General features: G+C 59.3%; 20 protein-coding genes. 9 read left to right on the top strand and 11 right to left on the bottom strand.

Annotated features, from left to right (window positions below; all coding sequences use genetic code 11):
• Nucleotides 1-8 precede the first annotated feature (8 nt).
• The gene (locus JV201_RS24760; protein WP_134327315.1) at nt 9-902 is read left to right on the top strand and encodes a ZIP family metal transporter; all 894 of its coding nucleotides are present in this window, start codon (nt 9-11) and stop codon (nt 900-902) included.
• A 13-nt stretch (nt 903-915) separates the two neighbouring features.
• On the opposite strand, the gene JV201_RS24755 is transcribed toward JV201_RS24760, so the two are convergent.
• Nucleotides 916-1,866, bottom strand: a complete 951-nt coding sequence (locus tag JV201_RS24755; RefSeq protein WP_008434308.1) for a GlxA family transcriptional regulator — start codon at nt 1,864-1,866, stop codon at nt 916-918.
• Nucleotides 1,867-1,980: 114 nt separating this feature from the next.
• On the opposite strand from JV201_RS24755, the gene JV201_RS24750 reads away from it, so the two are divergent.
• Complete coding sequence (locus JV201_RS24750) at nt 1,981-2,982, top strand: SLAC1 anion channel family protein (RefSeq protein WP_177080098.1); 1,002 nt, start codon at nt 1,981-1,983, stop codon at nt 2,980-2,982.
• 20 nt (nt 2,983-3,002) lie between these two features.
• On the opposite strand, the gene JV201_RS24745 is transcribed toward JV201_RS24750, so the two are convergent.
• The 10 genes from JV201_RS24745 to JV201_RS24700 all read right to left on the bottom strand — a co-directional run bounded on the left by JV201_RS24745 (nt 3,003) and on the right by JV201_RS24700 (nt 10,052).
• Complete coding sequence (locus JV201_RS24745) at nt 3,003-3,275, bottom strand: HPr family phosphocarrier protein (protein WP_003216108.1); 273 nt, start codon at nt 3,273-3,275, stop codon at nt 3,003-3,005.
• A 16-nt stretch (nt 3,276-3,291) separates the two neighbouring features.
• Complete coding sequence (gene rapZ, locus JV201_RS24740) at nt 3,292-4,149, bottom strand: RNase adapter RapZ (protein WP_003216111.1); 858 nt, start codon at nt 4,147-4,149, stop codon at nt 3,292-3,294.
• A 2-nt stretch (nt 4,150-4,151) separates the two neighbouring features.
• On the bottom strand, nt 4,152-4,616 hold the full coding sequence (ptsN, locus tag JV201_RS24735; protein WP_003216114.1) for a PTS IIA-like nitrogen regulatory protein PtsN: 465 nt from the start codon (nt 4,614-4,616) through the stop codon (nt 4,152-4,154).
• A gap of 12 nt (nt 4,617-4,628) precedes the next feature.
• Nucleotides 4,629-4,934: a ribosome hibernation-promoting factor, HPF/YfiA family gene (gene hpf, locus JV201_RS24730; RefSeq protein WP_003216115.1), complete on the bottom strand. Its 306-nt coding sequence runs from the start codon at nt 4,932-4,934 to the stop codon at nt 4,629-4,631.
• A gap of 75 nt (nt 4,935-5,009) precedes the next feature.
• Complete coding sequence (locus JV201_RS24725) at nt 5,010-6,503, bottom strand: RNA polymerase factor sigma-54 (protein ID WP_003216117.1); 1,494 nt, start codon at nt 6,501-6,503, stop codon at nt 5,010-5,012.
• Between the two features lie 184 nt (nt 6,504-6,687).
• On the bottom strand, nt 6,688-7,413 hold the full coding sequence (gene lptB / locus JV201_RS24720) for an LPS export ABC transporter ATP-binding protein (protein ID WP_003216119.1): 726 nt from the start codon (nt 7,411-7,413) through the stop codon (nt 6,688-6,690).
• Nucleotides 7,413-7,985, bottom strand: coding sequence for a lipopolysaccharide transport periplasmic protein LptA (gene lptA / locus JV201_RS24715; protein WP_023659193.1), 573 nt, complete (start codon nt 7,983-7,985; stop codon nt 7,413-7,415). Before lptA ends, lptB begins: the two co-directional genes overlap by 1 nt.
• Nucleotides 7,972-8,544 carry an LPS export ABC transporter periplasmic protein LptC gene (gene lptC, locus JV201_RS24710; RefSeq protein ID WP_003216122.1) on the bottom strand — a complete coding sequence of 191 codons (573 nt, stop codon included), beginning with the start codon at nt 8,542-8,544 and terminating at the stop codon, nt 7,972-7,974. The genes lptA and lptC overlap by 14 nt, the downstream gene beginning before the upstream one ends.
• 8 nt (nt 8,545-8,552) lie before the next feature.
• Entirely contained in the window at nt 8,553-9,077 is a 525-nt protein-coding gene (locus JV201_RS24705) for an HAD family hydrolase (RefSeq protein ID WP_003216124.1), read from the bottom strand.
• The gene (locus JV201_RS24700) at nt 9,078-10,052 is read right to left on the bottom strand and encodes a KpsF/GutQ family sugar-phosphate isomerase (RefSeq protein ID WP_003216126.1); all 975 of its coding nucleotides are present in this window, start codon (nt 10,050-10,052) and stop codon (nt 9,078-9,080) included.
• 292 nt (nt 10,053-10,344) lie between these two features.
• On the opposite strand from JV201_RS24700, the gene JV201_RS24695 reads away from it, so the two are divergent.
• The 7 genes from JV201_RS24695 to murA all read left to right on the top strand — a co-directional run bounded on the left by JV201_RS24695 (nt 10,345) and on the right by murA (nt 15,028).
• On the top strand, nt 10,345-11,154 hold the full coding sequence (locus JV201_RS24695; protein WP_003216128.1) for an ATP-binding cassette domain-containing protein: 810 nt from the start codon (nt 10,345-10,347) through the stop codon (nt 11,152-11,154).
• Nucleotides 11,154-11,951 (top strand): lipid asymmetry maintenance ABC transporter permease subunit MlaE, encoded by a 798-nt coding sequence (gene mlaE, locus JV201_RS24690; protein WP_003216131.1) that lies wholly within the window; start codon nt 11,154-11,156, stop codon nt 11,949-11,951. The genes JV201_RS24695 and mlaE overlap by 1 nt, the downstream gene beginning before the upstream one ends.
• Nucleotides 11,951-12,418, top strand: coding sequence for an outer membrane lipid asymmetry maintenance protein MlaD (mlaD, locus tag JV201_RS24685; RefSeq protein ID WP_003216133.1), 468 nt, complete (start codon nt 11,951-11,953; stop codon nt 12,416-12,418). The genes mlaE and mlaD overlap by 1 nt, the downstream gene beginning before the upstream one ends.
• Nucleotides 12,419-12,429: 11 nt before the next feature.
• Nucleotides 12,430-13,083 (top strand): phospholipid-binding protein MlaC, encoded by a 654-nt coding sequence (locus JV201_RS24680; protein ID WP_003216135.1) that lies wholly within the window; start codon nt 12,430-12,432, stop codon nt 13,081-13,083.
• The gene (locus tag JV201_RS24675) at nt 13,080-13,385 is read left to right on the top strand and encodes a lipid asymmetry maintenance protein MlaB (protein ID WP_219406149.1); all 306 of its coding nucleotides are present in this window, start codon (nt 13,080-13,082) and stop codon (nt 13,383-13,385) included. Before JV201_RS24680 ends, JV201_RS24675 begins: the two co-directional genes overlap by 4 nt.
• 114 nt (nt 13,386-13,499) lie before the next feature.
• On the top strand, nt 13,500-13,739 hold the full coding sequence (locus JV201_RS24670; protein WP_008434291.1) for a BolA family protein: 240 nt from the start codon (nt 13,500-13,502) through the stop codon (nt 13,737-13,739).
• A gap of 23 nt (nt 13,740-13,762) precedes the next feature.
• Nucleotides 13,763-15,028 (top strand): UDP-N-acetylglucosamine 1-carboxyvinyltransferase, encoded by a 1,266-nt coding sequence (gene murA / locus JV201_RS24665; RefSeq protein ID WP_003216140.1) that lies wholly within the window; start codon nt 13,763-13,765, stop codon nt 15,026-15,028.
• The last annotated feature ends 100 nt before the right edge of the window (nt 15,029-15,128 follow it).

The following is a 15,128-nucleotide window of genomic DNA, read 5'->3' as shown; positions in this document are numbered from 1 at the left end:
GGCCGACTATGGGCACTGAAACACTGGCGATCAGCAGCGTGCGAATGTTTCGTTATGCGTTTGGCTCGCTGCTGCTATTGGCAGGAACTGCATTGCTGGTGGCCCAAGGGCTGGCCTGGCTTGACCTGGAACCGCGCATCCTGCGTGCCTTGCAGGGCGGGGCCATCTGCGCGCTCGGCACCGCCCTGGGTGCCGTGCCGGTACTGGTGATCCGCCGGATGCCATTGGCGGTGAGCGACACGCTGCTCGGCTTCGGTGCCGGGGTGATGTTGGCCGCTACGGCGTTTTCGCTGATCGTGCCGGGTATTGCGGCTGCCCAAAGCCTGGGGCTGACGCCATGGGCTGCCAGTGGATTGATCAGTTTCGGCATCATGCTGGGCGCGTTCGGGCTGTATCTGGTGGATCGCAAGGTCTCCGGCGCGAGCCCGGAAATGCTCGTGGGCAGTCCGGATCATCCGGTGATACCGCCGCGTATCTGGCTGTTTGTGTTCGCCATCATTGCCCACAACATTCCCGAAGGCATGGCCGTGGGTGTCTCGGCAGGCGGCGGCATGCCGGATGCCGACAGCCTCGCCATGGGTATCGCCTTGCAGGATGTGCCGGAGGGACTGGTGATTGCGTTGGTGCTGGCCGGGGCAGGGATGTCACGGGTCAAGGCGTTCCTGATCGGCGCGGCGTCAGGGCTGGTGGAGCCGGTGTTTGCGGTGCTGTGTGCCTGGCTGGTGAGCCTGGCTCAGGTGCTGTTGCCGCTGGGGCTGGCGCTGGCGGCCGGGGCCATGCTGCTGGTGGTGACTCACGAAGTCATTCCCGAGTCGCGGCGCAATGGCCATGACAAGCTCGCCAGCCTGGGGCTGTGTATCGGGTTTTGCTTGATGATGGTGATGGATACGGCGTTGGGCTGAGGCTGTCGCGCTTCTACAAGAAGCGCTTGCGGTAGTCGCTGGGGGTAACGCCCAGGCGGCGAACGAAGGCGCGCCGGAACCCATCAACATTGGCATAGCCGACCTGATCGGCCAGGCGTTTGAGCGAGACATTCGAGCCTTCGATCAGCCGCCGTGCCTGGTCGATACGTGCCAGCTCCACGAACTCGGCAGGGGTGAATCCACCCTCGGCCTTGAATACCCGGGCAAAGTTGCGTTCGCTCATGTCAGCGCGCTGGGCCAGCAATGCCACGCTCAGGTCTGCGGCCAGGTTGTCGACGATATAGGTCTGTATCTGGCGAATGTTCGTGCGCTCTGCGGTCTGTGCCGCCAGTTGGGCGCTGAACTGTGACTGGCCGCCCGGCCGTTTGAAGTACATCACCATTTCCCTGGCCACACTGAGCGCCAAATCCCGGCCGTGGTCCTCCTCGACTAACGCGAGCGCCAGATCCATACCGGCCGTCACACCGGCGGAGGTGTACAGGTTACCGTCGCGGATAAAAATGCTGTCCGGTTCGACCACGGCATCAGGGTATTGCCTGGCCAGCAATGCACTGGAATTCCAGTGCGTGGTGACGCGTCGCCCGACCAGCAAGCCAGCAGCCCCCAGCACAAAAGCGCCACTGCAAACCGAGCCTATCCGCCGCACGCGCGTGGCCTGGTAGCGCACCCAGTCCCGCAGGTGGGCGTCGTGTGTCACGTCATTCACGCTGGGGCTTCCTGCGATCAGCAGCGTATCAATAGCCCCCTTGAACGTATCGATAGAGTCATCCGTGGCCAGGCGAAGCCCATTGGTTCCCTTGATCTGCCCCGCGACGGTACCGATGACCGAGATCCGGTATGCACGGGAATTGCCCAATTGCCTGGCCGCTTCAGCGAACACATCGGCAGGGCCCACGACATCCAGCATTTGCACACGGGGAAACGCCAGGAGGGCAATTCGCATGGTGTCGGTCTCCGTAGTGGAAATGGCTGAAATCGTCGTTAAGCGACACTATAGGACAGAGGGGAGGTAGGCGACACTGTCCGTCACGTGCTTTATCGTCAACCGGAGACCCGCATGAGCATCTGTAACGCGCCACTTCCCCCCTTCGCTGTCGAATCGAGCGAGCGGTCGGGGTCCATCAAGAACCTTCCCATCAATTTGTTTGGCGCCGTGATGGGGTTGGCCGGCCTGAGCCTGGCCTGGCAGTCCGCCAGTGAATATGTGGCTTACGCGCAAATGATCGGAGCGGTCATTGGTGGGTTTGCCATTCTGGTGTTTATCGCACTGGTGGCGGGGTATCTCACCAAATGGGTTAAATACCCTGCGGCGGTCAAAGCCGAGTTCAATCACCCGATATCAGGAAATTTCTTTGGCACGGTGACGATCGCGTTGCTGCTGCTGTCGGCAGTCGTAGGTTCAGCTAGCACCCTGATCAGCCAGGGGCTTTGGATGTTGGGTAGCCTGCTGACCATGATCCTGGCGGCAATTGTGCTCTCGCGACTGTTGTCCGGTAATCAGGAGTCGCAATATGCGGTGCCTGCCTGGCTGATCCCGGGGGTGGCGGCGCTCGACATCGCGGTGACAGGTGCCCACATGCCCATGGCGTGGGCATACGAGTTCAATCTGTTCGCGATGGCGGTAGGGAGTGTGATTGCGCTGGTGTTCTTCACGCGAATTTTTTCACGTCTGGTTCACGAGCCGGTGATGGCCAAAGGTATGACACCTTCGCTGATGATACTTATCGCCCCCTTTGAAGTCGGCTTTCTGGCTTACACCAACTTCTTTGGCAGCGTCGACTATTTTGCCAGCGTGCTCTTCTACTTTGGCCTGTTCCTGTTTGGGGTGCTGGCATTCAAAGTATTCCGTCAGGCCGCGCCTTTTTCTCCTGCCTGGTGGGCAATCAGCTTTCCGATTGCGGCATTGAGCAACGCTGCGTTGAAATATGCCGATGCCAAAGGAAGCGTGATCCTGGAAGCGATTGCCTATCTGATCCTGGCTTTCCTGTCGATCGCCCTGGCCGTACTGACGGTCAAGACGTTGAAGATTCTGTTCAACGGCAAACTGCTGTCCAACTGACGCAGGGGAGGGGCGATTACCTACTCGCCCTCATCAAAGAAATTATTGATCAACGCTACCAGGGCATCCATCGCTTCCTGCTCTTGCTCGCCTTCGGTCTTCAAATGAATCTTCGTGCCCTTGCCCGCAGCCAGCATCATCATGGCCATGATGCTTTTGCCGTCGACCATGGATTCCGGGGTGCGCCCGGCGCGGATCTGGCAAGGGAACTGCCCGGCGACGCCGACGAACTTGGCCGAGGCCCGGGCGTGCAGGCCCAGCTTGTTGATGATTTCAATTTCCAGAGCGGGCATCGCGGGGGTGTTCCTTTCAGCTGAGGTCGCGGTGGCGAACCTGGACGTTCTTGAGGGTTTGTTGCAGCACCTTGCCCAGGCGTTCGGTCAGGTAGACGGATCGGTGGTGGCCGCCGGTGCAGCCAATGGCGATGGTGACATAAGCCCGATTGCTGGCCGCAAAACGCGGCAGCCATTTGAGCAGATAGCTGGAGATGTCCTGGTACATTTCCTCGACATCCGGTTGCGCCGCCAGGTACTCGGCCACAGGTTGGTCCAGCCCCGACTGATCGCGCAGTTCCGGCTTCCAGTACGGGTTGGGCAGGCAGCGCACATCGAACACCAGGTCGGCATCTACCGGCATGCCGCGCTTGAAACCGAACGACTCGACAAGGAACGCCGTGCCTGGCTCCGGCTGGTTCAGCAGACGCAGCTTGATCGCATCCCGCAGTTGATACAGGTTCAGGCTGGTGGTGTTGATCTTGAGGTCGGCCAGGTCAATGATCGGCCCCAGCAGTTTGGTCTCGTCCTCGATGGCTTCGGCCAGGGAGCGATGAGGGCTGCTCAACGGGTGGCGGCGACGGGTTTCGGAGAAGCGCTTGAGCAGGGTCTCTTCGTCGGCGTCCAGGTACAGCACATCGCAATGGATATGCTTGGCCCGCACTTCTTCGAGCAGTTCAGGAAAGCGTGTGAGGTGGCTGGGCAGGTTGCGGGCGTCGATCGACACGGCGACCAGCGGTTGCGCCAGCTCGGTATGAATCAGCGCGCGTTCCGCCAGTTCCGGTAGCAGGCCAGCGGGCAGGTTGTCGATGCAATAGAAGCCGTTGTCCTCAAGAACATTGAGGGCCGTGCTTTTACCTGAGCCGGAACGGCCGCTGACGATGATCAAACGCATGATTAATGCCCGTTTTGTTCATCCAGGACAACCTGGTAGAGCGCCTCATTGCTTGAGGCACTACGCAGTTTGTCGCGTACGTCCTTGCGGTCGAGCATGCTGGCGATCTGCCGAAGCAGTTCCAGGTGCGCATCGGTGGCAGCTTGCGGGACCAGCAGCACGAACAGCAGGTCGACCGGCGCGCCGTCGATGGCGTCGAAATCGATAGGGGCGTCCAGGTGCAGCAGGGCGCTGACTGGAGACTCACAGCCTTGCAGGCGGCAGTGAGGAATGGCGATGCCGTTGCCAAAGCCGGTGGAGCCGAGCTTTTCACGGGCGATCAGGGCCTCGTACACAGCTTGCGTATCCAGTTCGGGCACTTCGCGGCCGATCAGGTTGGCAATTTGTTCGAGGGCGCGCTTTTTACTGCCGCCCGGCACGTTCACGAGGGAACGGCCGGGGGTCAGGATGGTTTCAAGTCGGATCATGGGTGGGGAGTGTTAGCGGCCAGTGCCTTGAAGAAGGCTCTGCTGCTTTTCCTTATGCTTTTTAAGTTGGCGGTCAAGCTTGTCTGTGAGCAAGTCGATTGATGCATACATGTCTTCATGTTCGGCATTGGCGACCACTTCGCCACCGGGTATCTGAAGTGTCGCTTCGATTTTCTGCTGAAGCTTGTCGACCTTCATGATGACCTGCACGTTGGTGATCTTGTCGAAATGGCCCTCAAGCTTCTTCAGCTTCAGCTCGACGTATTCGCGCAATGGAGGGGTGACTTCTACATGGTGTCCACTGATGTTGACTTGCATACAGCTTCTCCTTCGTTGCCAGTGCATAAAGCGGCGGGTAGGAATACCCGCCACTGGAACGCTATGGCCCGCCCGTCACATCAAACGCTTACGCTCGCTGGAAGGCGCGATCCCTAGGGACTCGCGGTACTTGGCGACGGTTCGACGGGCGACCTGAATGCCTTGTGCCTCCAGTAAACCAGCGATCTTGCTGTCACTCAACGGCTTTTTCTGATTTTCCGCGGCAACCAGTTTTTTGATGATCGCGCGGATCGCCGTGGACGAGCATTCGCCGCCTTCGGAGGTGCTGACGTGGCTGGAGAAAAAGTATTTCAGCTCATATATACCCCGTGGGGTATGCATGAATTTTTGCGTGGTCACCCGGGAAATCGTTGACTCGTGCATGCCCACCGCCTCGGCGATGTCGTGCAGTACCAGCGGCTTCATTGCTTCATCGCCGTATTCCAGGAAGCCGCGCTGGTGCTCGACGATCTGGGTGGCGACTTTCATCAGGGTTTCGTTGCGGCTTTGCAGGCTCTTGATGAACCAGCGGGCTTCCTGCAGTTGGTTACGCATGAAGGTGTTATCGGCGCTGGTGTCGGCGCGGCGCACAAAACCTGCGTATTGCGGATTGACCCGCAGGCGCGGCACCGATTCCTGGTTCAGCTCCACCAGCCACCGCTCATTGTCCTTGCGCACAATCACGTCGGGCACGACATATTCGGCTTCGCTGGACTCGATCTGCGAGCCCGGGCGTGGGTTGAGGCTCTGCACCAGCTCGATGATCTGGCGCAGGTCATCTTCCTTGAGCTTCATGCGGCGCATCAGCTGGCTGTAGTCGCGGCTGCCCAGCAGGTCGATGTAGTCGGTGACCAGGCGCTGCGCTTCGCTCAGCCAAGGCGTCTTGGCCGGCAATTGGCGCAGTTGCAGCAGCAGGCACTCGCTGAGGTTGCGGGCGCCGATGCCGGCCGGCTCGAATTGCTGGATGCGGTGCAGGACGGCTTCGATTTCGTCCAGTTCGATGTCCAGTTCCGGGTCGAACGCCTCGAGGATCTCCTCAAGGGTCTCGTCCAGGTAGCCCTGGTTGTTGATGCAATCGATCAGGGTCACGGCGATCAGGCGATCGGTATCGGACATCGGTGCCAGGTTCAGCTGCCAGAGCAAATGGCTTTGCAGGCTCTCGCCGGCTGATGTGCGGGTGGTGAAGTCCCACTCGTCGTCATCGTTGCTGGGCAGGCTGCTGGCGCTGGTCTGGTAGACGTCTTCCCAGGCGGTATCCACGGGAAGTTCGTTGGGAATGCGTTCGTTCCATTCGCCTTCCTCAAGGTTATCCACCGTGGGGGCGGTTTCCTGGTAGGAGGGTTCCTGTACGTCGGGGTTGGGCTTTTGCTCGATGTTGTCGGCCAGCGGGTCTGCATTATCGAAGTCGTCGCCTTCTTCCTGGCGTTCGAGCATCGGATTGGACTCCAGGGCCTCCTGGATTTCCTGTTGCAGGTCCAGGGTCGACAATTGGAGCAGGCGGATGGCCTGTTGCAGCTGCGGTGTCATCGTCAGCTGCTGGCCCATTCTCAGGACTAGCGATGGTTTCATGGCAGGGGCTTAACACCTTATTCGCCGGCGCAATGCGCCATCCACGACAGGGCGCGTGAGCGCCAAACATAAGCAAATTATATGCCTGATATCGGGGGCTTTGCCTAGAGCGCGGTAACAATAAAAATACTGAGGTTTTTATTGACTACCGCGCTCCATGGCGAATGGCCTGATACCACCGTGTTTACAGGCGGAACTCGTGACCCAGATACACTTCCTTGACCAGTTCGTTGGCCAGGATAGTGGCAGAGTCACCTTCGGCAATCAGCTGTCCATCGTTGACGATGTAGGCGGTTTCGCAGATATCGAGTGTCTCACGGACGTTGTGGTCGGTGATCAACACACCGATGCCCTTGGCCTTGAGATGATGGATGATCTGCTTGATGTCGCCGACCGAGATCGGGTCGACACCGGCGAAAGGTTCGTCCAGCAGGATGAACTTGGGCGCCGTGGCCAGCGCGCGGGCGATTTCCACACGACGACGCTCGCCGCCGGAAAGGCTCATGCCGAGGTTGTCGCGAATGTGGTTGATGTGGAATTCCTGCAGCAGGCTTTCCAGCTCTTTCTTGCGCCCGGCGCGGTCGAGTTCCTTGCGGGTCTCGAGGATGGCCATGATGTTGTCGGAAACCGACAGTTTGCGGAAGATCGATGCTTCCTGGGGAAGATAGCCGATACCCGCTTGCGCACGGCCGTGCATAGGCTGGTGGCTCACGTCCAGGTCGTCGATCAGGACGCGGCCTTGATCGGCCTGCACCAGGCCGACGATCATGTAGAAGCAGGTGGTCTTGCCGGCACCGTTGGGGCCGAGCAAGCCGACGATCTGGCCGCTGTCGATCGACAGGCTGACGTCACGCACGACCTGACGGCTTTTATAAGCCTTGGCCAGATGCTGGGCTTTCAGGGTTGCCATTAATTCGCCTTCTTCGCGTCGGGTTTCGGCGCCGGCTGGGCTGCGCCCGGTTTCTGCTTCGGCTGGATAACCATGTCGATACGCGGCTTCGGCGTGCTGATTTTCGAGCCGGTAGCACGGCCGGCCTGGGCGATCTGCTTCACCGTGTCGTAGACGATTTTTTCGCCGTCGGTGGTGTTGCCGTCATTGATGACCCGGGCCTGGTCGATCAGCACGATGCGGTTTTGCTGGGCGTGGTACTGGATCGTCTTGCCATAGCCTTTGACCGGCGTAGGGTCGCCCACTTTCTGCAGTTGTTCGAAATACGCCAGGTTGCCCACCGAAGTGACCACGTCGATATCGCCCGCCGGGGTACGAGTCAGTGTCACGGTGTTACCCGTCACTTTCATCGAGCCCTGGGTGATGATCACGCTGCCCGTGTAGGTCGCGATACCTTGCTTGTCATCCAACTGCGCATCGTCAGCCTGAATGTGGATCGGTTGCTGGCTATCGTTCGGCAGAGCCCAGGCGCTCACGCTTCCCAGTGCTGCGCCCAGGCCGAGCAAAATAGGGAGGGTTTTAACGAGCCTCATACTGTCCTCTTACGTTCGATAGCAGGTGTATCCTGCTTTCTTTCAAATACGCTTTCATTCCCTTGCCAGTCGATACACCGCCAGCGCCGTCAATTCTAACGTCTTGCTCGGTCTGCGCATATTGCTTCTGTGGGAATACGGTCATGCGACTGCTGGTAATAATGGTGTCGCGGTTCTTGGCGTCAGTGCGGGCTACCCGCACCGAGTCAATCAGTTCCACTTGGGTGCCGTCCGGGTTGACCTCGCCACGCTCGCTGGTGACGTGCCACGGAAATTCGGCGCCGCGGTACAGGTTCATGTCCGGCTTGGTCAGCAAAGTGACCTCGGATGCCTTCAAGTGTTCGACCTTGTCGGAGGTCATTTCATACTGGACCTTGCCATCGGGCAGGTACTGGATGCTGTGGGCGTTGATGGCGTAATAGTCGATAGCACTCTCGTCAACCTGTGCAACCGGCTTGTCGAGGAAGCGCTCCGGGCTGATATTCCAGTAGCCGACCGCGAGGAAAACCGCGGCGATGACTGCAAGTATCAGGAAATTGCGAATCTTTTTACTCAGCATAAAACGCTCTATAGGTAGGCGGCGTGGGCCGCTTCAAGGCTGCCTTGGGCGCGCAGAATCAACTCGCAGAACTCGCGGGCGGCGCCTTCGCCGCCGCGGGCGGTGGTTACACCATGGGCGTGTTCGCGAACGAACGCCGCCGCATTGGCCACGGCCATGCCCAGGCCGACCCGGCGAATCACCGGCAGGTCGGGTAAATCGTCACCCAGGTACGCAACCTGCTCATAGCTTAGGTTGAGTTGGCCAAGAAGCTCGTCCAGAACCACCAGTTTATCCTCGCGGCCCTGATACAGGTGAGGAATACCCAGGTTTTGTGCGCGGCGTTCCACAACCGGGGTCTTGCGACCGCTGATGATGCCGGTTTGCACGCCCGCCGCCATCAGCATCTTGATGCCCTGGCCGTCGAGGGTGTTGAACGTCTTGAATTCGCTGCCGTCTTCCAGAAAGTACAGGCGGCCATCCGTCAGCACACCGTCGACGTCGAAAATCGCCAGCTTGATGTGCTTGCCCCGTTGCATCAGGTCGGTGGTCATTTACATCACTCCCGCACGCAGCAAGTCGTGCATGTTCAGGGCGCCAACCGGACGGTCGTCGCTGTCGACCACCACCAGCGCCAGGATCTTGTGGTCTTCCATGATCTTCAGTGCTTCGGCCGCGAGCATGTCAGGGCGTGCGGTCTTGCCGTGAGGCGTCATGACTTCGTCGATGGTGGCGGTCTGGATGTCGAGGTTGCGGTCCAGGGTGCGGCGCAGGTCGCCGTCGGTGAAGACCCCGGCCAGCCGCCCGTCGGACTCCAGGATTACGGTCATGCCCAGGCGCTTGAGGGTCATTTCCATCAAGGCATCTTTCAGCAAGGTGCCGCGTGGCACTTGTGGCAGCTCGTCGCCGGCGTGCATGACGTTTTCCACTTTCAGCAGCAGGCGACGGCCAAGGGCGCCGCCCGGGTGGGAAAACGCGAAGTCTTCGGCGGTAAACCCGCGGGCCTCCAGCAGTGCCACGGCCAGCGCATCACCCATGACCAGGGCTGCGGTGGTGGAGGAGGTCGGTGCCAGGTTCAGCGGGCAGGCCTCGTGGGCAACGTGCACGTTCAAATTCACTTCGGCGGCTTTTGCCAGCGTCGAGTCCGGGTTGCCGGTCACGCTGATCAGCTGGATACCCAGGCGCTTGATCAGCGGCAGCAGGGTCACGATTTCGTTGGTGGTGCCGGAGTTGGACAGTGCCAGGATGATGTCGTCCCGGGTGATCATGCCCATGTCGCCGTGGCTGGCTTCGGCCGGATGCACGAAGAACGCGGTGGTCCCGGTGCTCGCCAGGGTGGCGGCGATCTTGTTGCCGACATGCCCGGATTTGCCCATGCCGACCACCACTACGCGGCCCTTGCTGGCCAGAATCATCTCGCAGGCGCGTACGAAATCCGCGTCGATATGGGCCAGCAAGCCTTCTACGGCTTCAAGCTCGAGGCGGATGGTGCGTTGTGCGGATTGAATAAGGTCGCTGGATTGGCTCATGTCTGAAATCGTATAGCCTGACGAAAAGTCGGCGATTATAACGGTAATGATCAATTCCCTCACACAAGTTCGTCAGGCTTTATTCAATCCACCTGTGGTTGAGATTGAACCTCAGCCAGGATTTTTTAGCTGTCCTGTTTCTGAACAAGCTCTGTTCCGGCCTTGGGGGCGCTGTACCAGCAGTGATATAGTTCGCGGCCAGTTCGGTCCGCACGGCCTTTTTGTCTATTCGGCGCAAGCATTTGTCGAAAACAAAGTGTCTGAGTGAAAGGCTGCATCCCAAGGAGTTTAGATGAGTGCCGATAACGCCTACGCGGTCGAGCTGAAGGGCCTTTCCTTCAAGCGCGGTACGCGCAGCATCTTCAATAATGTGGATATTCGCATTCCCCGCGGCAAAGTCACGGGCATCATGGGGCCTTCCGGCTGCGGCAAGACTACGCTGCTGCGCCTGATGGGCATGCAATTGCGCCCCTCCGCCGGTGAAGTCTGGGTCAATGGCCAGAACCTGCCGACCCTTTCGCGCAGTGACCTGTTCGATGCCCGCAAACATATGGGCGTCCTGTTCCAGAGCGGCGCGTTGTTTACCGATCTAGATGTTTTCGAAAACGTGGCGTTCCCGCTGCGGGTGCATACACAGCTGTCCGATGAAATGATTCGTGACATTGTGTTGCTGAAATTGCAGGCCGTCGGGCTGCGCGGTGCTATCGATTTGATGCCCGACGAGTTGTCCGGAGGCATGAAGCGTCGTGTCGCCCTGGCGCGTGCCATCGCCCTCGACCCGCAGATTCTCATGTACGACGAGCCTTTCGTTGGCCAGGACCCGATTGCCATGGGGGTGCTGGTACGCCTGATCCGCCTGCTCAATGATGCGTTGGGTATCACCAGTATCGTGGTTTCCCACGACCTGGCCGAGACCGCGAGCATTGCCGACTACCTATATGTAGTGGGCGATGGCCAGGTGCTGGGGCAGGGCACGCCTGAAGAACTGATGAACGCAGACAACCCGCGCATTCGCCAATTCATGACCGGCGATCCCGATGGCCCGGTGCCTTTTCACTTTCCGGCAGCGGACTACCGCTCAGATCTTCTGGGGAAGCGCTGATGCGCAAGACATCATTACTCGAAAAGGTTCGCCTTTTCGGTCGCTCCGGCATCGATATCATCGGTGTGCTGGGGCGTTCGACGATTTTCCTGTTTCATGCCTTGCTCGGCCGCGGCGGTATTGGCGGCGGTTTCGGCCTGCTGATCAAGCAACTGCACTCCGTGGGCGTGATGTCTCTGGTGATCATCGTGGTCTCCGGGGTGTTCATCGGCATGGTGCTGGCGCTGCAAGGCTTCAATATCCTCTCCAGCTACGGGTCCGAGCAGGCTGTTGGGCAGATGGTTGCCCTGACGCTGTTGCGTGAGTTGGGCCCGGTGGTGACCGCTCTCCTGTTTGCCGGGCGTGCCGGTTCGGCACTGACGGCCGAAATCGGCAACATGAAGGCCACCGAACAGCTGTCCAGCCTGGAAATGATCGGTGTCGATCCGCTCAAGTACATTGTTGCCCCGCGTCTGTGGGCCGGCTTCATTTCCCTGCCACTGCTGGCGATGGTGTTCAGCGTGGTGGGAATCTGGGGCGGTTCCTGGGTCGCGGTTGACTGGCTGGGGGTCTACGACGGCTCCTACTGGGGCAACATGCAAAACAGCGTGACCTTCAGCGGCGACGTGCTCAATGGCATCATTAAAAGCATCGTCTTCGCCTTTGTAGTGACCTGGATCGCCGTATTCCAAGGCTATGACTGTGAGCCCACCTCAGAAGGGATCAGTCGCGCCACCACCAAGACCGTTGTGTACGCCTCGCTGGCGGTACTGGGCCTTGACTTCATTTTGACCGCCTTGATGTTTGGAGATTTCTGATGCAAAACCGCACTGTGGAAATCGGTGTCGGCCTTTTCTTGCTGGCTGGCATCCTGGCTTTACTGTTGCTCGCCCTGCGAGTCAGCGGCCTATCGGCCAGCCCCACCGCCGATACTTATAAACTTTACGCCTACTTCGACAATATCGCCGGTTTGACTGTCAGAGCTAAAGTGACCATGGCGGGTGTAACCATCGGCAAGGTCACGGCAATCGATCTGGACCGCGACAGCTTCACCGGCCGTGTGACCATGCAGGTGGACAAGAAGGTAGATAATCTGCCGACTGACTCCACTGCGTCTATCCTCACCGCTGGCCTGCTGGGCGAGAAGTACATCGGCATCAGCGTCGGCGGGGAATCTGCCCTGCTCAAGGATGGTTCGACCATTCATGACACACAGTCGTCGTTGGTGCTGGAGGACTTGATCGGTAAATTCCTGCTCAATACCGTCAATAAAGACGCCAAATGAGGAATGTGTTCATGATCTCTACTTTGCGACGTGGCCTGTTGGTACTGCTCGCGGCACTGCCGTTGATGGCTAACGCCGCTGCCGGCGGTTCTGCGCATGACCTGGTGCAGGACACCACCAACAAGATGTTGGCTGACCTGAGTGCCAACAAGGAAAAGTACAAGCAGGACCCGAGTCAGTTCTATAACGCGCTGAACACGATTGTCGGGCCTGTTGTTGATGCTGAAGGTATTTCCAAAAGCATCATGACCGTCAAGTATTCGCGCAAGGCTACGCCTGCGCAGATGCAGACATTCCAGGAAAACTTCAAGAAGGGCTTGTTCCAGTTCTACGGCAACGCCCTGCTGGAGTACAACAACCAGGGGATTACCGTCGCCCCTGCCGGGGATGAGTCGGGTGACCGCACCAGCGTCAACATGAGCGTCAAGGGCAACAACGGCGCGGTCTACCCTGTGCAGTACACGCTCGAGAAGGTCAATGGCGAGTGGAAACTGCGTAACGTGATCATCAACGGCATCAACATTGGCAAGCTGTTCCGTGACCAGTTCGCGGATGCCATGCAGCGCAATGGCAACGACCTGGACAAAACCATCAACGGTTGGGCCGGTGAAGTGGCCAAGGCCAAGGAAGAAACCGACAAAGCTGCCGGGAAGCCTGCCCAATGATCGAGTCGGCCATTCGCCTTGGCGAGTCCGGTGAGCTGTTGCTCAGCGGCGTGCTGGATTACAGCACTGGGCCCGCCCTGCGCAAGCAGGGCCAGGCGCTGATCAATGCCAGTACCGCTCCTGCGCTGGTGCTGGATTGCTCGGCGGTGGTGAAGTCCAGCAGCGTCGGCTTGTCGTTGCTGCTGTGTTTCATGCGCGATGCGCAGGCCGTCAAAAAGCCGGTGAGCATTCGTGCATTGCCCGAAGACATGCGTGAAATCGCTGAGGTTTCCGGTCTGACCGAGCTGTTGGCGCATCCTTAATACACATTATTAAAGAAGCCCCCCGTCAGAGTCCTGCTATGCGGGGTTCGCAGGCGCGGGGCTTTTTTGTATGATGTGCGACCCGCGCGCACTGGGCGCCCATAGAGGTTGATCATGCAGGCCCTAGAAGTTAAAAGCTTCCTTGAAGGAAAGCTGCCCGAAACTAATGTTGAAGTTGAGGGCGAAGGCTGCAATTTCCAGCTGAACGTGATTAGCGATGAACTGGCGGCATTGAGCCCGGTCAAGCGTCAGCAGCAGATCTATGCCCATTTGAACCCGTGGATCACCGATGGCAGCATCCATGCGGTCACTATGAAATTTTTCAGCCGCGCGGCCTGGGCCGAGCGCACCTGAGCCCCCAAGGCGTCGAGATTCTTATGGATAAATTGATTATTACCGGCGGTGCTCGTCTTGATGGCGAGATCCGTATTTCCGGGGCGAAGAACTCCGCCCTGCCGATCCTGGCAGCGACCTTGCTGTGCGATGGCCCGGTTACCGTGGCCAACCTGCCGCACCTGCATGACATCACCACCATGATCGAGTTGTTCGGTCGCATGGGCATCGAGCCGGTGATCGACGAGAAACTCAGCGTCGAAATCGACCCGCGCACCATCAAGACCCTGATCGCACCGTACGAGCTGGTGAAAACCATGCGCGCCTCGATCCTGGTACTGGGCCCGATGGTTGCCCGGTTCGGCGAAGCCGAAGTCGCACTGCCTGGCGGTTGCGCCATCGGTTCGCGTCCGGTGGACCTGCACATCCGTGGCCTCGAAGCCATGGGTGCAACCATTGACGTCGAAGGCGGCTACATCAAGGCCAAGGCGCCGGAAGGCGGCCTGCGTGGCGCAAACTTCTTCTTTGATACCGTCAGTGTGACCGGTACCGAGAACATCATGATGGCCGCTGCCCTGGCCAATGGCCGCAGCGTGCTGCAAAACGCCGCGCGCGAGCCGGAAGTGGTCGACCTGGCCAACTTCCTGATCGCCATGGGTGCCAACATCACCGGCGCCGGCACCGACACCATCACCATTGATGGCGTGAAACGCCTGCATTCGGCTACCTACAAGGTGATGCCGGACCGCATCGAGACCGGTACCTACCTGGTCGCGGCTGCCGTCACCGGTGGCCGTGTCAAGGTCAAGGACACTGATCCGACCATCCTCGAAGCCGTCCTGGAAAAACTCAAGGAAGCCGGCGCCGAGATCACCACCGGTGAAGACTGGATCGAGCTGAACATGCATGGCAAGCGGCCAAAAGCCGTTAACGTGCGTACCGCTCCGTACCCGGCGTTCCCGACCGACATGCAGGCGCAGTTCATTTCCCTGAACGCGATTGCCGAAGGCACCGGTGCCGTGATCGAGACCATCTTCGAAAACCGCTTCATGCACGTGTACGAGCTGCACCGCATGGGCGCCAAGATCCAGGTCGAAGGCAACACCGCCATCGTGACCGGTATCGAGAAGCTCAAGGGCGCGCCAGTGATGGCTACCGACCTGCGTGCCTCCGCCAGCCTGGTGATCTCGGCGTTGTGCGCTGACGGCGACACCCTCATCGACCGCATCTACCACATAGACCGTGGTTACGAGTGCATCGAAGAGAAGCTGCAGATGCTCGGCGCGAAAATCCGCCGCGTACCGGGCTAGTTCCAGGAACTGCAAACACGTTCATTGTGGCGAGGGAGCTTGCTCCCGCTGGACTGCGCAGCAGTCCCAGTCTTTTTAAACAAAGATCAGGGCCGCTTCG

This window comes from Pseudomonas sp. Colony2 (genome assembly GCF_019382755.1).
Classification (GTDB): Bacteria; Pseudomonadota; Gammaproteobacteria; order Pseudomonadales; family Pseudomonadaceae; genus Aquipseudomonas.
The sequence above is the reverse complement of the archived record's forward strand: the minus strand, read 5'-3'. Positions and strand labels throughout refer to the sequence as shown.